Below are 18,298 nucleotides of genomic sequence, written 5' to 3' on the forward strand. Positions count from 1 at the left end.
CCTAGCCAGTTTTCATCCTTGAGTGCGCTTCCTCGAGTATCTTGCGATAAGCGTTAGCTTTGAGCAGCTCGAGACGCTTGGCTAGCTGCGGCTCCTAACTCCTCGAGACGTTTCGGTCCTGCCAATGAAGGCAAAGAACGACTTCACTGTCAGGCCCTCCAGCGCTTGTCGGGGCTGAACAAGGCGCTTGCGCTTTTTGTTCCTAGGAATCTTCCTTGGTGTTTTTTTCACATTCAAAACAAAGCAATTTACCATTGTCATGTATTCCATTCAAAAAGCCGTCCATGCAAAAAATTTCTTTTCCGCATGCATCACATATTCCAACAAGCTCCTTCATAAAGATCCCTCCCTACTAAACTAGTTCTTGTTTTGGCACGGAGTTCCTTTTTTATCAGCGGATTTTTTTGTCTGGAGCAGATTAAGCCGCCAATGAAGGATGTCATAGTCAAACTGTGACGACGCTCACTACCAGGGAAGCTGTGCGGTCCTATAATGTAAGTGTAAAGAAAATAGATTCGAAGGAGAGAGGGAAATGACTTTCAACATAATTATCAATGTTCCTGATTATGCACCACGGGAAAAACACCCTACCATATTCCAAAACTTTGATTCACTTAAACCAGGAGAATTCATGCAGATTGTCAATGACCATGACCCTAGGCCGCTCCAGTATCAATTCATGATGGAGCGTCCTGAAACTTTTTCATGGGAATATCTCGAAGAAGGTCCGGAAACATGGCGCGTAGCCATCGGGAAAACGAAATAAAAGAAATTGAATTTCTGATGCCATTATAACAACAGATTCTACTGCAGAATTGTGTATCTGTACGAAAGGCATCATTCATTGCGAAAACTGTTTAAAAAAGAACAAGCCGTCCTCAAGAAAGAGACGGCTTGTTCTTTTTTGCTATGAGTTGATAAATTGTAGTGACCACGGTCCTGCCAGTCGTGCAGCCAAGTGTAAGGGGAAAGCATTATTATTTTATCTTCGCTACGAGCTTCCCTTTTACATGGCGTTGTGATAAGCGGGTAAGTGCTGCTGGGACTTCCTCGAGAGAGATCACTTCAATCGGCAGTGGAGACAGCTTGCCTTCAGCCATTAATGACAGCATCGAGTCGCCAATTACTGATAGATCAGTTTCTCCTTTATTCCCGCCATACTGATATGCGGCTGCCAGGGCAATCTCATGATAAGATGGCACCTTTGTGAATCCTGGGATTTTTGTGAAATCAGGTGCTCCGGCAATGTAGACGATATGTCCCATATAAGCAAGGGCATCAAGAGACTGTGTTGAACTTTGTCTGCTGACAGCGTCAACGACCGCATCGACACCTGTTCCACCTGTAATCTCCATAACCCGGGCAACGACATCTTCATTGCTGTAATCAATGACATGGTCTGCGCCTAATGATTTCACATACTCATGATTGGAGCTGGACGCTGTGGAAATGACCGTTTTTCCAGCAAGCTTGGCCAATTGGACACTAAAGCCGCCTACTCCGCCTGCACCTCCGTGAATAAGGATGGTCTCGATTTGCTCGAGAGGGAGCTTTCTGTGAATGGCCTGGAATGCGGTATAGCCTGCTGTTGGAATCGCCGCAGCATCCTCAAAGCTGATTTCCTCGGGAATGCGGGAAACAGCGTGTGCAAGGGCAATAGCATACTCTGCGTAACCGCCTTTTCGTTTCAAGTCGCCATGAACCACGACCCTGTCACCTTTTTTCCATTGAGTAACACCTTCACCGGTTTCTGCCACAACACCCGCTGCATCGAGTCCCAAAATATGAGGATAGCTCCAGTGAGGATTGCCGTTTGTTGCTGTCTTATAGTCAACAGGATTCAAGCCGACGGCATGAACCTTAATCAATAATTCACCTTTTCCTGGCTGTGGTGCTTGAGTTTCTTCGACCTTCATTTCCTTCCAAAGGCCTTTATCATGTAAAAGCAATGCTTTCATCTATTTGTCATCTCCTTTTGAGAACTAGTTTTATCTAACAAGGTTTATAATATATACTGAACGACATCATAACAAGGCACCAAATGGGAACCAGGAGGATTCAAACATGAAACAGTTATACGAACAATATGATTGCGCAATTGATTTGGCCATCGACTTGATCGGGGGCAAATGGAAAGTATTGATATTATGGAATCTAAATGAAGGCACCAAACGTTTCAATGAACTTAAAGCCTCACTGCCTGGCATCACGCAGAAAATGCTGACCCAGCAGCTGAGAGAACTGGCATATCACGGTCTTGTCGAAAGGACTTCCTATGATGACAATCGCGTCGAATATTCCACGACTGAACTCGGCAAAAAATTGCAGACCACCTTATTCGAGATGTGCAAATGGGGCGATCAATATGCTGAGCAGAATGGCATCAGTATGAACAAGTGCTGGACGTCCATGGATTTTATGAAACTTTGAATCCGGATAAATCCAGATCCAGAATCAATCCATCTCCAAGTTCAATTTATTAAGTGAGAACCTTAATAGAGCCAAAACATAAAAAGCAACGAACAATCCGAAAACAACCTTTCTAAACTTCGTAAACCAAAATATCAGAAAAGTATGATAAGATGATGAAGAAAGATAAAATGGGGTGAGATGGATGAGTGAAGTTAAACAAACAGAAAAGAATTTCTTGGATTATGTAAAGAAGATGGCAGCCTATGGTGAGGCGCTTTCTTTGATTTACTGGGATTTAAGGACAGGCGCACCGAAAAAGGGAGCAGCGCAGCGATCCGAGGTGATTGGCGTCCTTTCATCTGAGGTATTCAATATGTCAACTTCAGAAGAAATGGCTTCATACATAGCAAGACTATCGAATGAACAGGCTTTATCTGAAATTACGCGTAAGACGCTTGAAGAGTGCAGAAAAGATTATGACCGCAATAAGAAAATTCCTGCCGATGAATACCGCGAATATGTCATCCTGCAATCAAAAGCAGAAACAGTTTGGGAAGAGGCGAAAACCAACTCTGATTTTGATCTGTTCCGTCCGTATCTTGAAAAATTGGTAGAAACGACAAAGAGATTCATTGGATATTGGGGTTATGAAGGAAATAGGTATAATACATTGCTTGATATGTATGAACCAGGAGTCACTGTCGAGGTTTTGGACCAGGTGTTTGGTGACCTGCGCAAGAAAATTGTTCCGCTTGTACAGCAGATCTCAAGCTCAACAGAAAAACCGGAGACCGGGTTCCTGTTCCAGCATTTCCCGAAAGAAAAGCAGCGTGCATTCAGCCTGGAAATCCTTAAGCAAATGGGATACGATTTCGATGCTGGACGTCTTGATGAAACAGTACACCCATTTGCGATGGGTCTAAACCCGGGGGATGTAAGGGTTACGACGAAATATGACGAAACAGATTTCAGGACAGCGGTATTCGGGACCATTCATGAAGGCGGCCATGCTCTATATGAACAAAACATTTCCGAAGAGCTCGTTGGAACGCCTATGAGTTCTGGGACATCTATGGGAATCCATGAATCCCAATCTCTTTTCTACGAAAACTTTGTTGGACGGAATCTTTCTTTCTGGAAGCATAATTACAGCCTCCTGCAGGAATATTCAGATGGCCAGTTTTCAGGAGTGGATGTAGAGGACTTCTATCGTGCAGTCAATGAATCAAAGCCAAGCTTGATCAGAATCGAGGCAGATGAGCTCACATATCCTCTGCATGTAATGGTCCGTTATGAAATCGAAAAGGGCTTGTTCAACGATGAGATCGAAGTCAAGGACTTGCCGGAAATCTGGAATGACAAGTATGAACAATATCTTGGCATCAGGCCTGACAATGATGCTGTAGGTGTCCTCCAGGATGTCCACTGGGCAGGAGGCAGCTTTGGCTACTTCCCATCCTATGCTTTAGGCTATATGTATGCAGCGCAATTCAAGAATGCCATGCTCAAGGACTTGCCAGACTACGAGGAACTAATGGAACAAGGGAATCTCCAGCCTGTTAAAGAGTGGATGACTGAGAAAGTCCATAAGCATGGAAAAATGAAAAAGCCTCTTGAAATATTGACTGATGTAACTGGTGAGGGATTGAATGCTCAGTACCTGGTTGATTATCTTTACGAAAAATACAGTAAAGTATACCAGCTGGTCTAGTGTCCAAAATTTTCGCTGAAATACTTATTTAGGTAACAGAATTTTGAATATAAGATGGCAGTCTTCCTGCCATCTTTACTGTGTGGTGAATGTATGTACAGTAAACTGCCATATTTCATGATCGCATTTGCAGCGGCTATGTGGGGCTTAATTGGTTTTTTTGTAAAAGGCTTGAATAACGCCGGGTTCAGTGCGATGGAGGTTGTCGCAATCCGCGTTTTGACCGCAGCCATCGTGTTGGTGCTGGTTGGAATTGTTTTTTATCGAAATCATTTAACGATCAGGGTGAAAGACCTGTATCTTTTTGTAGGTACAGGCATCTTAAGCATTGTGTTCTTTAATTGGTCATATTTTACGGCCATCAACCTGATGAACATCCCGATTGCAGTGGCGTTATTATACACCTCACCAGCTTTTGTGGCGGTTTTGTCATTTCTTTTTCTGAAAGAAAGCATGAACAGGAAGAAACTGTTGGCGATTGTCATGACGGTCATTGGCTGTACGCTTGCCGCGGGCATAACAGGGCAGGGAGGGACGTCTTTTTCTGTTTCCAGTATTCTGATTGGGCTGGGGGCAGGATTTGGCTATGCTCTTTACAGCATTTTTGGCAAGTTGGCATTAAGGCGTTATCATCCTTTTACAGTCACTCTGTATACATTCCTTGTTGCTTCGGCTGCCCTGGTGCCGACGACGGGTATAGTCAGCAAAACTGCCGTCCTTTTTGCCGGGGATACGTGGCTTTATGCGATAGGGTTAGGTGTTTTCCCGACTGTGGTTGCCTATTTTGCATATTCCTGGGGACTTGAAAGGACGGAAAGCAGTACTGCTGCAGTAGTTGCTACATTGGAACCCGTCGTCGCCACCTTGCTGGGAATGATGGTGTACGGAGACAGGCTCGATGGTATGCAGCTGCTAGGTTCAGCACTCATAATCCTGTCTGTGATTTCAATCAATCTTTCAGTACCGTTCAGGAAGCAGAAAAAGCACTTCACTGTTTGATAGATCTCTTTTGAATGCTCGCGTCTGACAAAATGCAGATCAAGCAGGGGCAACTAGACAAGGGATTGTGTTTTGTGATAAATTATTACAGTGAAAATCCTTTTAAAACTCCATATTTTTAAATCGATGAAAAGGAAAGTAGTTTTTGCTATATTCGATAGCGAGCCGGGGACGGTGGAAGCCTGGTGATGATGCATAAATGAAGAACACCTTTGAGTTCTGACCGAAAAGGAAATCATGAGTAGGCTTGGACGTTGCCAGCACGTTATCGACTGGGATAAGCAATAGTGAAGCTGGTCATTCTATGACAATTTGGGTGGTACCGCGGAAGTTCAGCCTTTCGTCCCTTTTTGGGGGATAGAAGGCTTTTTTTATTGCAAAAAATTATCATGAGGAGGCTTATTATGATTAAGACCGTAGTAAAAGATTTATTCAGAAATCAAGAAAATTTTAAGGACCAGACAGTTCAAATTACAGGATGGATCCGTACCCTGCGTGACTCCAAAACCATTGGCTTCATGGAGTTGAATGATGGAACTTTCTTCAAGAGTGTACAAATTGTTTTTGAGGATACCCTTGAAAACTTCAAAGAAATCACCAAGTTGCCGATCAGCTCTTCTGTTTTAGTAGAAGGGGTATTTATCCCAACACCTGAAATGAAGCAGCCTTTTGAAATCAAAGCGACAAAAATTATCGTCGAAGGATTATCGGATACAGATTATCCAATCCAAAAGAAGAGGCATACCCTTGAATACTTAAGGACAATCGCCCATTTGCGTCCAAGAGCCAATGCCTTCTCAGCAGTATTCAGAGTACGGTCCCTGGCGTCCTATGCCCTTCATAAATTCTTCCAGGATAAAGGGTTTGTCCATGTACATACACCGATCATTACCGGAAGCGATACTGAAGGAGCGGGGGAAATGTTCCGCGTGACATCCATGGACTTGAACAAGCTTCCAAAAACCGAAGACGGAAATGTCGATGAAAGTGCAGATTTCTTCGGCAAAGAAACCAATTTAACTGTAAGCGGTCAATTGAATGCGGAAAGCTTTGCTCTTGCGTTCCGCAACGTGTATACATTCGGTCCGACATTCAGGGCTGAAAATTCAAATACAGCACGACATGCCGCAGAATTCTGGATGGTCGAGCCTGAGGTTGCCTTTGCAGAATTACCAGATATCATGGACCTTGGAGAAGAAATGGTCAAATATGTCATTGATTACGTGTTTGAACATGCACCGGAAGAAATGGCTTTCTTCAACAGCTTTATTGATAAAACACTTATTGAAAGATTGCAGAATGCATTGAATTCCGATTTCGGAAGAGTTACTTATACTGAAGCAGTTGAACTACTAAAGAACTCTGGTAAGGAATTTGAATACCCTGTTGAATGGGGCACGGACCTGCAAACAGAACATGAACGTTACCTTAGTGAGGAAATCTACAAGCGTCCTGTTTTCGTCACCGACTATCCGAAAGAAATCAAGGCATTTTATATGCGAGCGAATGAGGATGAAAAGACAGTTGCGGCGACCGACCTTCTGGTTCCTGGCATTGGCGAATTAATCGGCGGAAGCCAGCGTGAGGAAAGAGAAGAAGTCCTTGCAAATCGAATCAAAGAACTTGGTATGTCTGAAGAAGATTACTGGTGGTATCTCGAGCTTAGAAAATACGGCAGTACCAAGCACTCCGGCTATGGAATCGGTTTCGAACGCCTTGTCATGTACTTGACCGGAATGAAGAACATCCGTGACGTCATTCCTTTCCCTCGTACACCAGGAAATGCAGATTTTTAATGGGATCAATGTAAATAAGAGACAATAGGATGCCGCGGCATCCTATTTTTTTATTGAACATGATCGGTCTTCAGAGCAGTGTGTAATTCACTAGTTGTTTATCATATATATCAATTGCTGTTGTAATAAAATGACTTTGTTAAAGCCCAATGTTGTTTTTACACCTGTTGATTGAGTGGAAGGCGCGTAGACTCCTCGAAAATGCTAACGCATTTCCTTCGTGCGTGGGCAGGTTCAAGGAAGCCAAATCAATGTCCTGCGGGCTCAAGCTGGTCAGGTGAGACCCCGCAGGAGCAAAGCGACGAGGAGGCTCAGCGGCAGCCCCGAGGAAGAATTGTTTATGAAAAAGACGGCAGTTGGTCTTTTTCATATTCTTCACGCGGAATGCGAAGCGCCTGGAACGAAAATCAACAGTCTTGATTAACAGAACCAACTAAAAAACAGGGTATGAAATCTCGACAGATTTCATACCCTGTTTTGTTTGATTCTGATTTTCCACTCATAAAGGGGATTTTTAGAAGAATTTATATCCCTTCGACCCAATTGGTGCATTTTGAATCATATCAATGAACGGGATAGTGTAAGCGAACAGAATCAAAAGAACAGTGATACCAAGCCATAACTTCCAGTTTTCAAATACCATTGGAGTTTTTTCGGCCTGATCAGCAACCTCTCCGACTGGGAATTCTTCTTCCCCTTTAGGTGCGAAGAAAGCGAGGTTGATGAAAATATATAGCATCAGGATAATTCCAAGGAACAGGATGGTTCCGCCAACCGCTTGGGCAATTTGATATGGAATCCACTCAGCAGCTTGCTCTGAACCGCCGTACGTTGAGAAAGATGAACGGCGTGGAGCACCAAGCAGGCCGGCTGCGTGCATCGCACCTGACATGAAGGTCATGCCGATTGCCCAGACGATACCCTGGATGATCGCTAATTTATTCATTGCTTTTGTCAGGACCCTTCCGGTAAGGTGAGGAACCAGCCAGTAGGAAATCCCGAAGAACGTCAATACGACAGAAGTTGCAAGAGTCAGATGGAAGTGTCCAGTAACCCAAATGGTATTATGGACTACCTGATTCAATTGGTGGGAAGCGTTGACAATACCGCCAGCACCAGCTGGGATGAACGCAAGCATACCGATGAATGGCACGGCGAAACGAGCATCTCCCCAAGGAAGCTTTTTCACCCAGCCGAATAGGCCTGTCGCACCTTTGGAACGTCCAAACATTTCAAACGTCGCAAACAGTGAAAATGCCGTCATCAAAGATGGTATGACAACCAGGAATGTCAAAATTACCTGAAGGAACTTCCATGCCGGATCAATTCCAGGTTCCATCAGCTGATGGTGGAAACCTACCGGGATTGAGAACAGCAGGAACAGGATGAAGGACATCCTTGCCAATGAATCTGAGAAAATCTTTCCGCCAATGATCTTTGGAACGATTGCATACCATGCCATGTAGGCAGGCAATAGCCAGAAGTACACAAGCGGGTGACCGAAATACCAGAACAATGTACGGCTGACCAGTACATCAACGCGATCTACAAGGCCCAATGACCAAGGAAGCAGCTGGAAGAGTACAGTTGCAGCGACACCAATCGTTGCGACGATCCACATAAGAGTGTTGACAAGTGACATGAAAGTCAGCAGCGGGCTAGGCTGTCCCGGGTTGGCTTTTCTCCAGGAAGAGTAGGCCATGATGATGGCAGCACCGTCAATCCAGCTTCCGACAATCACGAGTGTAAGACCAAGGTAAAAGAGTGCGTGTGCCTGTAATGGAGCATAGAACGTATAAAGGACTGAAGCTTGGTTAGTAAGGATCATGATCGCTGCCATTACAGTACCAATGGTCATCGTCCAGAACCCGATCCATCCGGTCATACGCTGTTTGTCAGTGAAGGTACCGGATGTTTTGCTCACAAGAGCGAGCTGGAATCCCATGATAAAAAATGTTGTCAGCACAAGGCCAAGTACGACACCATGTATCGTAAGGATCTGATAATACCCAGTCCATGATGGCAACTCGAATTTCCCAGAGCGGACAAGTGTTTGCAGAAGGCCTGCTAAACCGCCGATGGCAAGTGCGATGAAAGCGACATAAAAGTGGGCCATGGCGAGTTTGCCGTCACGGCGGTCAACTTTTGGGTTCATTGAATTTGTATTCATTATTCTACCACCTCGATCTTAGACGTCATCATGTGGTGGCCGACGCCACAATATTCATTACAAACAATCAGATATTCGCCAGCCTTGTCAAATGTAGTGACATATTCACTGATGAAACCAGGCTCGAGCATCATATTGATGTTTGTTCCTGCAACCTCGAAACCATGGATGACGTCCTTGGTTGTTGCGATGACTTTTACTTTTGCTCCTAGTGGAACTTCAACCTGTCCAGGATTGTATGAGAATGCGGAAGCAACGAAAACTAGTTCGTAATCCCATTCTTTTCCTTCAACCTTTTTTAAACCAGGTTCATTGAATGGTGCCTGAGTATCAACTTTTTCAGGATTGACCGTTGCCAGGCAGCTTGGCGGCTGGTTCCCGAGATAAAAAGCGCTGACCCCGATGACAGTCAGGAAGACGATCAATGTCGTTATCCCGAAGATAAGCCAGATTTTCTCAAATTTATGAATATGCATAACTTCTTTCTCCCCTTTAAGTCTCTCTTAAAAACGATCTACAAATAAGAAATAAACGCTTAACCAAGTGACGATCAAAAAGAATCCTAATAAGAAAACGGATGCAAGTGTTCCTTTCAAGGAAGATCGATCTTCCACCTTCGTATGTGTTTTCTTCCCAATTCCAGGCTGAGCCATCCCGGTCCACTCCCTTCGCATAAAATAAGTCATTGATAAATTGATAAGTACACTCTCATCATACAAAACAATTTGGAAACGTAAATATGGTTTCGCGCAGTTCACAAATTGTTCATACCTGACATATTTACTATGTTAATGATGAAAACGCGTCATTACAGTGATTTAAGTCACATGGTACGAGGGGTAAATGTGAATAATCTGTGAAAATAGCAATGTGAAAACTTGAGCATATTGCCAAATGCTAAATCAGGTGTGTGACAGGACTGCTTGACAATTTAAGAAAGGCTAGTCTTAAAAGGGAAGCACCATTCTGTTAGGACTTAATATAATGGCAGAAAGAACATTTTCCAGGAAGTGAGATCTTTGCAGAAATATTATTGCGATCATTGCCGGCTTATTTATGATGAAAAAAGAATCTGTATGAATTGCGGGGAAGCGGCTGAAAACCTGATCTGGATCGAAGTGCAGAAGCAGCCCGATGAAAACTAAGCACCTAGTATGGTGCTTTTTCTTTGGATAGGCATACAGGCAGCAATTTGCTGCTGTGCTATGGTAAAATGAAAGCAATTTTATATAGGGAGGCTGATAGGAATGTTCTTACCTTCATTTGAATTGAGCGGGAAAACGGCAATAGTTACAGGTGCAGGCCGGGGGATTGGCCGAGCGTTGGCAGTCGGATTAGCAGAAGCCGGCGCTGATGTCGCACTTCTTGCCAGAACGGAAAAAGACCTGGCAGAAACTGCAGGAATGATAGAGGAGCTAGAAAGAAAGGCCCTTATACTTCCGACGGATGTCACGGATAGGGAACAGATACATAATGCGATAGCAGAGATTCATTCTAAATGGGGTAAAATCGATATTCTTGTGAATAATGCAGGAATGAATATCCGTTCTAAAGCATTGGATGCGACAGATGAGGAATGGCAGCAGATCATGGATACCAACTTGAAATCAGCCTTCATGATGTCCCAGGAAGCTGGCCGAATCATGAAATCCCAGCCTTCAGGCGGAAAAATCATCAATATTGCATCAGTAGCCGGCCAGGTGGCGCTCAGGACCGGCGTAGTCTATGCCGCTACAAAAGCCGCTCTCATGCAGATGACAAAAGTGCTTGCGATGGAATGGGGCCAATATGGCGTCAACGTGAATTCCATCGGCCCATGGTATTTTAAAACACCACTGACCGAAAAGCTTTTAGCGGATGAAGCATATGTAAACGACATACTCGCTGTTACACCCCTGAAAAGGATTGGCGAGCTGCCTGAGCTTGTGGGGCCAGTAGTATTCTTAAGCTCGGATGCCGGGAATTATGTAACCGGACAAACCCTGTTTGTCGACGGCGGGATGACGATTCATGGTTTTTAAGTAAGGTTCCTAAATACATCAGACATTGGAGCAGGTATTTTTTTCGGCCAGCGCAACATTGTAGGCAGTATTGCTCAGGCCCTTTGTCAACTGGTAAAGATTTTATAGTGTACAAGTCCTGACGGCAATGTATAATGAACTTGCACAGCAACTCCTTCAAAACGTTAGGCTTCCTCCATCCCGGGGGAAGCTTTTTTTTTCGTTATTAAACAATATTTGTTTGCCTGTATACTCTCCGGGTAAATGGAAAAAGTAACCGTACATATATGTGAGGAGAGTATTGTCATGCCCAGAATTATATCGATCGCAGAAGCTGTTCCCCCATATTCCATTGAGCAGGAGAAAGTCATGGACTTCGCTGAAAAGTTATTCAACGAATCCTTTAAGGACATCCAGCGTCTGCTTACAGTATTCCAGAATGGCCAAATCGAAAAGCGCCATTTTGCCAGGGACCTGGACTGGTTCGAAACAGACCATAGTTTTGAGGAAAAGAATGACGCGTATATAGAGACGGCAGTGAAGCTTGGTGCAGAAGCCGTCACAAACTGCTTGAAGAATGATGATTTCCTGAAAAATGAAATCCATTTTGAAGAAATCGACGCAATTTTTACAATCAGCAGTACTGGTCTGTCGACTCCAAGCATAGATGCGCGAATCATGAATATCCTGCCGTCTTCTCAATACACCAAAAGGATTCCAATCTGGGGCCTTGGATGTGCTGGCGGAGCCGCAGGGCTGTCTCGTGCCTATGAATACTGCCTGGCATATCCAAAAGCAAAAGTCCTTGTGCTTTCCATTGAGCTATGCAGCCTGACCTTCCAGAGAAATGACAGGTCAAAAAGCAACCTAATCGGGACATCGCTGTTTGCGGACGGAGTTGCGTGCGCACTTGTCTGTGGTGATGATTCTGGCTACGAAAAACTGACCAAAAAGAGTTCAGCGCCTAATATTATCGGCACGCAATCCACCACGATGCCAGATTCCGAGGATGTCATGGGATGGGATGTGAAAAATGAAGGTCTCTATGTCGTCTTTTCCAAGGATATACCTACTATAATTGAAAACTGGCTTCAGCCTAATGTGCTAAGGTTTCTGAACACCCACGGCCTGGATGTTCCGGATCTTGATCACTTCATTGCCCATCCTGGCGGCAAGAAAGTTCTTGATGCATATGTTTCAGCATTGAAATTGCCGGAAGATATGACAAAAACCTCACTGGACGTTCTGAAAGAATTCGGGAATATGTCGTCCGTGACAATTCTGTATGTCCTTAAGAGATTCATGGAAACCGCTAATGAGGGTGATCTTGGCCTTGGCGCTGCCCTCGGGCCTGGCTTTAGTTCGGAGCTGCTGTTGATGAGGTGGGAGTAACGTGGTGTTCTATCTATTTGTTGGATTGATAACCTTCCAGAGGATAACGGAACTTGTGATTGCCAGGAGAAATGAAGCCTGGATGAAAAGGCAGGGGGCATTGGAATTCGGTCAGGGACACTATCCGGCGATGGTGGCAATCCATACAGCTTTTTTCCTGTTTTTAATTGCCGAAGTGAATTTATTTGATAAACATCTGTCAGAATATTGGCCGGTTTTGTTGACGCTGTTTTTGTTCACGCAGGGAATGAGAATTTGGGCACTCGCTTCATTGGGTAGGTTCTGGAATACGAAAATCATTATCCTTCCGGGAGCACAGGTCGTTAAGAGAGGACCCTATAAAATCATCAAGCATCCAAACTATCTGATTGTCGCGATTGAAATCCTGGTCATTCCGCTGATGTTCAATGCATATATTACGATGGCGCTTTTCACACTTTTGAACATCATGATCCTATCAATCAGGATCCCTGCTGAAGAGAAAGCTTTGAGAGAATTGACAAAATATGAAACAACCTTCACACATCAGGGACGTTTTCTGCCGAATTTGTTAAAGAAGTGTGACAATTAAACACCTTCCATTGAAAATGATAATCAATAGTGCTACACTTTCCTTAGATGAAAATAGTTCTCAATCAAAAGAACTTCAAGGACGGTGTCGTATAAATGGTTTCTATGCTAGTTGTTTCGACGATAGCTGCTTACTCCTTAGTCATGAAATATGTATTGAGCAATGTATTAAAACCTCACTGAAATTAAAATATCATTTAGATGGCGGCCCGGACATGATGTCCGGGTTTTTCTTTTTGCTCTGGAAATAATGTAATTATAGGAAAAGACCGAAAAATCGTATAAAATAAAGATATTCACAATTTTGTCACAAGGAGTTAGAGGAATGGGCCAGACTGTAGCACACCAAGAACATAAACTTCTCGGGAAGATTTTATCTCTATATAATTTATTGAACAAGAATCAAGATGGAGAAAGTGCGGAAAAAGTTAGGGAGCTGGGGAGAAAAGCCGTCGAAGAAGAATTTTCGATTGCCTTCTGCGGCCATTTTTCTGCAGGTAAGTCGAGTATGATCAATAAATTGATCGGCGACAATATCCTGCCGTCAAGTCCGATCCCTACCAGTGCAAATCTGGTGAAAATTAAGTCAGGAGCAGAATATGCAAAGGTCTTTTTCAAGAACGGAGGATCCAGGCTTTATCCTGCTCCATATGATTATGAAACAGTCAAAAGCTATTGTAAGGATGGTGACCAGATCCAGGCGATCGAAATCAGCCATAACGGTGCGGAATTCCTGCAGCAGGCTATCATCATGGATACCCCAGGAATTGATTCAACGGATGATGCCCACCGGATCGCGACAGAATCGGCACTTCATCTTTCTGATCTTGTTTTTTATGTCATGGACTATAACCATGTACAATCAGAGCTGAACTTTCTGTTTACGAAAGAGCTGACCGATGCAGGGAAAGAGTTATATTTGATCATCAACCAGGTCGACAAGCATCAGGATGCCGAGCTGTCGTTTGAACAATTCAAGGAAAGTGTCGAAGCTTCTTTTTCCGATTGGGGAGTAAAGCATTCAGGCATTTTTTATACGTCGCTTAAAGTTCCTGAGTCGCCATTAAACCAATTTGAGAAGCTTCGTCAATTCATCATTGAAAGAAAAAGCAAAAGGGCGGAAATTTTGCCTGTTTCAATTTTCAGGTCCCTGGAGAAGCTTTCAGAAGATCATTTAAGCCGCCTCCATCAGGATGTTTCGGCTCAGATTGACCAGTATGAATCTATTCTGGCAGATCTTTCTGAAAGCGACAGGCAGCAGCTCGCAAAAGAACTTGATGATATTAGAAGTCAAATTGCCAAAATCAAAACGGAGCAAGATCCGGAACAAGAGTTCAGGTCCGGCCAAAACGACATCCTGAAAAATGCATACCTAATGCCGTTCCAGACAAGGGAACTTGCAGAAGCATACCTGCAGGCCAGGCAGCCGGATTTTAAAGTAGGCTTATTTTTCTCAAAACAAAAAACCGAACAGGAAAGAGCAGACAGATTGGCCAGTTTCTATCAGGACCTGGAGGAAAAGGTCCAATCGCAGCTTAATTGGCATATCAAGGACTTTTTGACAAAGCTATTTAAAAAACATCAATTATCACAGCCTGAACTTCAGGGTGCTGCCAATGGTTTCAAGGTGGATTTTGGTGAAGAACTGCTGTCAGGATCCGTCAAGTCTGGCGCCCGGCTGTCAGGCGATTATGTCCTGAATTATACAAATGATGTCTCTGAAGCGATAAAAAACCTTGCCCGAAAAAAACTCGATCCGATTAAAGAAATCTTCCTTCAATATGTAAAAGTAAATGATGATGAGCAAGTGAATGAACTTATTCAAAAAGAACAGGAATACGAAAAGCTGCTCGATGCCTGGGAAGGCTTGTCCGCAATCAGGGAAAAAGAAGCCGAGGACAGGAGGCATGTATCCGAGATTCTTTATGGAGAGCCGATTAAGTGGAACGCTGAAGATTTAAGCGTATTCCAATCAGACGAGGATGAGCCTGAAGTGATCAAGAATCTGGACCCAGGCACTTCGGAACCTGCAAAGGAAAAAGGTGAACCTGTAAAAGATGAAGTATCTTCTAATGACCAGGAAGGTAATGAGATAGAACAGTTCCATGACGTTCAGAAGAAATTGGTGGGAAAACTGAACTTCACATCTGGACAGATAGAAGGGATTCCAGGACTGAAAAAGATTGCCCGCGAATTGAAGGATAAAGCTGAGAGGATCAAAGACAGGGAATTCACTGTAGCCTTGTTTGGTGCGTTCAGTGCCGGTAAATCCTCATTTGCCAACGCGCTTGTAGGGGAGAGGCTTCTGCCGGTATCACCTAACCCGACCACTGCCGCGATCAATAAAATCAAACCGGTGACAACAGAGCATCCCCATGGGTCCGTCATTGTTAAAATCAAAACGGATAAAGAACTCACGAAAGAACTTGAGCGTTCGCTCGGGTTATTCGGCGAAAATATCACAGATTTCGAGCGAGCGATCGATCAAATCAAAACCATTAAATGGGAAGACAGCGGTTATAGTGCGATAGAAAAGACGCATTACTCGTTTCTTCAGGCTTTTGCGAAAGGCTTTGAAGATTTCAGGGACAAATTCGGTGAGCAATTATCCGTTGACCTCGAATCTTTCCGTGGATATGTAGCGCAAGAGGAGAAATCATGTTTTGTTGAATGGATCGAGGTCTATTATGATTGCGAACTGACAAGAGAAGGAATTACCCTTGTCGATACTCCGGGTGCTGATTCAATCAACGCGCGCCATACAGGTGTTGCCTTTGATTATATCAAGAACTCTGATGCCATTCTTTTTGTCACCTATTATAATCATGCCTTTTCAAAAGCTGACCGGGAATTCCTGATTCAGCTTGGCAGGGTAAAGGACAGCTTTGAACTTGATAAAATGTTTTTCATTGTCAATGCAGTCGATTTGGCGAACTCAGAGGAAGAACAGGAGGCTGTTCTGGAATATGTTGAAGGTCAGCTTGTCCAGTATGGTATAAGGAACCCGCATCTCTATCCGGTATCCAGCTTGAAAGGGCTGAATGAAAAGCTGCAGCCGGGCAGTGGCGGGGATCCGCTCTTTAACTCCTTTGAAAAAGCGTTTTACAGATTCATTGCCAATGACCTGATGAACATGGCTGTCGATTCTGCCGAGGCTAAATGGCTGCAGGCTGTCAGGGTGATCGAAGAGATGATCCGCTCGGCAGAGGAAGACAAGGCGGCCAAGGCTGAAAAACGCCAAAATCTGCTTTCACAAAAAGAACAGATGCTGGCAGTACTTACCCAGAAAAATCACGCAATCCTAGAAGAGCGTTTGAAACAAGAGGCGGATGAATTGACTTATTATATCCGCCAGCGTGTCTTCATCCGCTTCGGGGAATTCTTCCGGGAAGCCTTCAATCCTGCACTACTGAAAGATGATGGACGGAACTTGAAGAAGGCTCTGGAGTCGGCATTGGATGATTTGATTGAAAGTATTGGATATGACCTGGCTCAGGAAATGCGGGCAACTTCATTAAGGATTGAAAACCATATTGCCCAGCTGCTCAAGGAGTTCCAGCTGGCACTTATTTCTGAACTGTCAAAAATAAATCCTTCTGTATCTATTTCATTAACTGAAAATGGACCATTGGCAGGAATTGAATTTGACACATACCAGAACATCGACCGTGTCCTTTTCAAGAAAGCGCTTGGGATGTTCAAAAATCCGAAGTCATTCTTTGAGAAAAATGAAAAGAGATATATGGCAGAGGAACTTGAACAGATCTTGCAGGAACCTTCCGGGGAATATTTAGAAGAAGAGAATTCAAGACTGAAAGACCACTATCAGCAAGAAATGAAGCGGGAGTTTGAAGAAGTACAAAATGATTTCTCAGAACAAATCAATGAATATTTTGAAGGAATCACCTCTGCGCTTGAAGAGAACTTCTCAATTGAAGTGGTTAAACAAGCTCTCATAAAGATTCAAAATTACTATAAGGGTTGATTGGGAGTATGAGCGGCAAAAGATTCCATGCATGTGCGACATGTGTTAATTTCCAGGCTATGAAGCAGGATGAGAAAATGAGCTATCATTGCAGCAGGCTAGGCTATGAGACGAAGAGCCACTATCAATTTGCCTGCTGGGAGCCTAAAGAACATGTGAAAAAATTGATGGCTAAAACAAAAAGCTGAGGAGTGGTTTCCTTGCAAAATTATGTAGACGCTGATTGGCTCAAAGAGCATCTCGACGAGAAGGATCTAAGAGTTGTGGATTGCCGGTTCAAGCTTGGGAATCCTGAAGAAGGCAGACAACAGTATGAACAAAGTCATATTCCTGGAGCAGTCTATTTCCACCTTGAAAAGGACTTGTCAGGTGAAGTTGGGGAGCACGGCGGCAGGCATCCGCTTCCTGATTTGACTGTGCTTAAAGATCGACTTGAAACTGAAGGAATTGGCAATGAAACAACGATTATCGCCTATGATAGTCATGAAGGTGCTTTTGCATCCAGGTTGTGGTGGATCATGAAATACATTGGCCATGAAAAGATATATATCCTGAACGGCGGATTCACAGTATGGGAACAGAAAGGCTATCCAACTGATCAAACCATGCCCCATTTCGAAAAAGCATTATACACCATATCTGAAAATGAAGATATGCTTGCTTCCTATGAAGAAGTGAAGGATATAGCGCTAAATGGATCAGGGAGCGCAGTCCTGATCGATTCACGGGAAAGCAGACGATATAAAGGACTCGAAGAGCCGATTGACAGTATCGCAGGCCATATTCCTACTGCCATCAATAAGCCGTGGATGGAGGGCCTTGAAAATGGGGCCTTCAAGTCCAGGGAACAGCAGGAAAAGCGGTTTGCCGAACTGGACCGTAACCAGCCTGTCATCGTTTATTGCGGCTCAGGAGTGACAGCAACTCCTAACTACATCGCCTTGAAAGAAGCCGGATTCAAAAATGTCAAACTGTATGCTGGCAGTTATAGCGACTGGGTTTCATACAAAGAAAATCCTGTGTCCGGGGAAGAATGAAACATGGGGACTAAGTGATTTTAGGAGGCCTCCACGGTCTGCTTCCGCACAAAAAATGGCGGTGCGGCTCCCTGGAGGTTTTTTGAATGATTTGAACTTGTCCTTTTACCTCCGTCCTTACATAAAGAAATAGGCGTAATTTTCCGTGCGAAATAGGACATTGAGGTATGTTATAATATAAAAGTTGTTTATTAAATATCGCCAAGCGTTTAACATAAATTCTGAT

Annotated in this window: 17 protein-coding genes and 1 other annotated feature; of the genes, 12 read left to right on the plus strand and 5 right to left on the minus strand. The window is 43.9% G+C overall.

Annotated elements, in window-relative coordinates; all coding sequences use genetic code 11:
• Positions 1-202 precede the first annotated feature (202 nt).
• The gene (locus ACNAZ4_RS19580; protein WP_415817267.1) at positions 203-337 is read right to left on the minus strand and encodes a hypothetical protein; all 135 of its coding nucleotides are present in this window, start codon (positions 335-337) and stop codon (positions 203-205) included.
• 195 nt (positions 338-532) lie between these two features.
• Between ACNAZ4_RS19580 and ACNAZ4_RS19585 the strand changes: the two genes are divergently transcribed.
• Positions 533-766, plus strand: a complete 234-nt coding sequence (locus ACNAZ4_RS19585; RefSeq protein ID WP_415817269.1) for a DUF2249 domain-containing protein — start codon at positions 533-535, stop codon at positions 764-766.
• Between the two features lie 211 nt (positions 767-977).
• Here ACNAZ4_RS19585 and ACNAZ4_RS19590 read toward each other — a convergent pair whose 3' ends face one another.
• Positions 978-1,958, minus strand: coding sequence for a zinc-binding dehydrogenase (locus tag ACNAZ4_RS19590; RefSeq protein ID WP_415817271.1), 981 nt, complete (start codon positions 1,956-1,958; stop codon positions 978-980).
• A gap of 106 nt (positions 1,959-2,064) precedes the next feature.
• On the opposite strand from ACNAZ4_RS19590, the gene ACNAZ4_RS19595 reads away from it, so the two are divergent.
• From ACNAZ4_RS19595 to asnS, 4 genes are all read left to right on the plus strand, one after another.
• The gene (locus ACNAZ4_RS19595) at positions 2,065-2,430 is read left to right on the plus strand and encodes a winged helix-turn-helix transcriptional regulator (RefSeq protein ID WP_415817273.1); all 366 of its coding nucleotides are present in this window, start codon (positions 2,065-2,067) and stop codon (positions 2,428-2,430) included.
• Between the two features lie 184 nt (positions 2,431-2,614).
• Positions 2,615-4,123, plus strand: a complete 1,509-nt coding sequence (locus ACNAZ4_RS19600) for a carboxypeptidase M32 (RefSeq protein WP_415817275.1) — start codon at positions 2,615-2,617, stop codon at positions 4,121-4,123.
• Positions 4,124-4,216: 93 nt separating this feature from the next.
• Positions 4,217-5,122: an EamA family transporter gene (locus ACNAZ4_RS19605; RefSeq protein WP_415817277.1), complete on the plus strand. Its 906-nt coding sequence runs from the start codon at positions 4,217-4,219 to the stop codon at positions 5,120-5,122.
• A 117-nt stretch (positions 5,123-5,239) separates the two neighbouring features.
• Positions 5,240-5,473, plus strand: a binding site (T-box leader).
• Between the two features lie 53 nt (positions 5,474-5,526).
• Positions 5,527-6,918, plus strand: coding sequence for an asparagine--tRNA ligase (gene asnS, locus ACNAZ4_RS19610; RefSeq protein ID WP_415817279.1), 1,392 nt, complete (start codon positions 5,527-5,529; stop codon positions 6,916-6,918).
• Between the two features lie 514 nt (positions 6,919-7,432).
• On the opposite strand, the gene ACNAZ4_RS19615 is transcribed toward asnS, so the two are convergent.
• The 3 genes from ACNAZ4_RS19615 to ACNAZ4_RS19625 are packed head-to-tail and all read right to left on the minus strand — an operon-like array spanning position 7,433 to position 9,741.
• Entirely contained in the window at positions 7,433-9,088 is a 1,656-nt protein-coding gene (locus tag ACNAZ4_RS19615) for a b(o/a)3-type cytochrome-c oxidase subunit 1 (protein ID WP_415817281.1), read from the minus strand.
• Positions 9,088-9,564, minus strand: coding sequence for a cytochrome c oxidase subunit II (locus tag ACNAZ4_RS19620; protein ID WP_415817283.1), 477 nt, complete (start codon positions 9,562-9,564; stop codon positions 9,088-9,090). Before ACNAZ4_RS19620 ends, ACNAZ4_RS19615 begins: the two co-directional genes overlap by 1 nt.
• 27 nt (positions 9,565-9,591) lie before the next feature.
• A complete protein-coding gene (locus ACNAZ4_RS19625; RefSeq protein ID WP_415817285.1) occupies positions 9,592-9,741 on the minus strand; it encodes a cytochrome c oxidase subunit 2A in 150 nt (49 codons plus the stop codon).
• A gap of 345 nt (positions 9,742-10,086) precedes the next feature.
• Here ACNAZ4_RS19625 and ACNAZ4_RS19630 point away from each other — a divergent pair, with 345 nt between their 5' ends.
• From ACNAZ4_RS19630 to ACNAZ4_RS19660, 7 genes are all read left to right on the plus strand, one after another.
• Positions 10,087-10,233 carry a hypothetical protein gene (locus ACNAZ4_RS19630; RefSeq protein ID WP_415817467.1) on the plus strand — a complete coding sequence of 49 codons (147 nt, stop codon included), beginning with the start codon at positions 10,087-10,089 and terminating at the stop codon, positions 10,231-10,233.
• Between the two features lie 102 nt (positions 10,234-10,335).
• Positions 10,336-11,109 (plus strand): SDR family NAD(P)-dependent oxidoreductase, encoded by a 774-nt coding sequence (locus tag ACNAZ4_RS19635; RefSeq protein ID WP_415817287.1) that lies wholly within the window; start codon positions 10,336-10,338, stop codon positions 11,107-11,109.
• 285 nt (positions 11,110-11,394) lie between these two features.
• A complete protein-coding gene (locus ACNAZ4_RS19640; RefSeq protein WP_415817289.1) occupies positions 11,395-12,480 on the plus strand; it encodes a type III polyketide synthase in 1,086 nt (361 codons plus the stop codon).
• A gap of 1 nt (position 12,481) precedes the next feature.
• Positions 12,482-13,051 (plus strand): isoprenylcysteine carboxyl methyltransferase family protein, encoded by a 570-nt coding sequence (locus ACNAZ4_RS19645; protein ID WP_415817291.1) that lies wholly within the window; start codon positions 12,482-12,484, stop codon positions 13,049-13,051.
• A 324-nt stretch (positions 13,052-13,375) separates the two neighbouring features.
• Positions 13,376-17,035, plus strand: coding sequence for a dynamin family protein (locus tag ACNAZ4_RS19650; protein ID WP_415817293.1), 3,660 nt, complete (start codon positions 13,376-13,378; stop codon positions 17,033-17,035).
• Between the two features lie 8 nt (positions 17,036-17,043).
• Positions 17,044-17,223 (plus strand): hypothetical protein, encoded by a 180-nt coding sequence (locus ACNAZ4_RS19655; protein WP_415817295.1) that lies wholly within the window; start codon positions 17,044-17,046, stop codon positions 17,221-17,223.
• Between the two features lie 12 nt (positions 17,224-17,235).
• A complete protein-coding gene (locus ACNAZ4_RS19660) occupies positions 17,236-18,072 on the plus strand; it encodes a sulfurtransferase (protein WP_415817297.1) in 837 nt (278 codons plus the stop codon).
• Positions 18,073-18,298 lie beyond the last annotated feature (226 nt).

Origin of the sequence: Mesobacillus thioparans, from assembly GCF_965138835.1 — a bacterium.
Classification (GTDB): Bacteria; Bacillota; Bacilli; order Bacillales; family Cytobacillaceae; genus Mesobacillus; species Mesobacillus thioparans.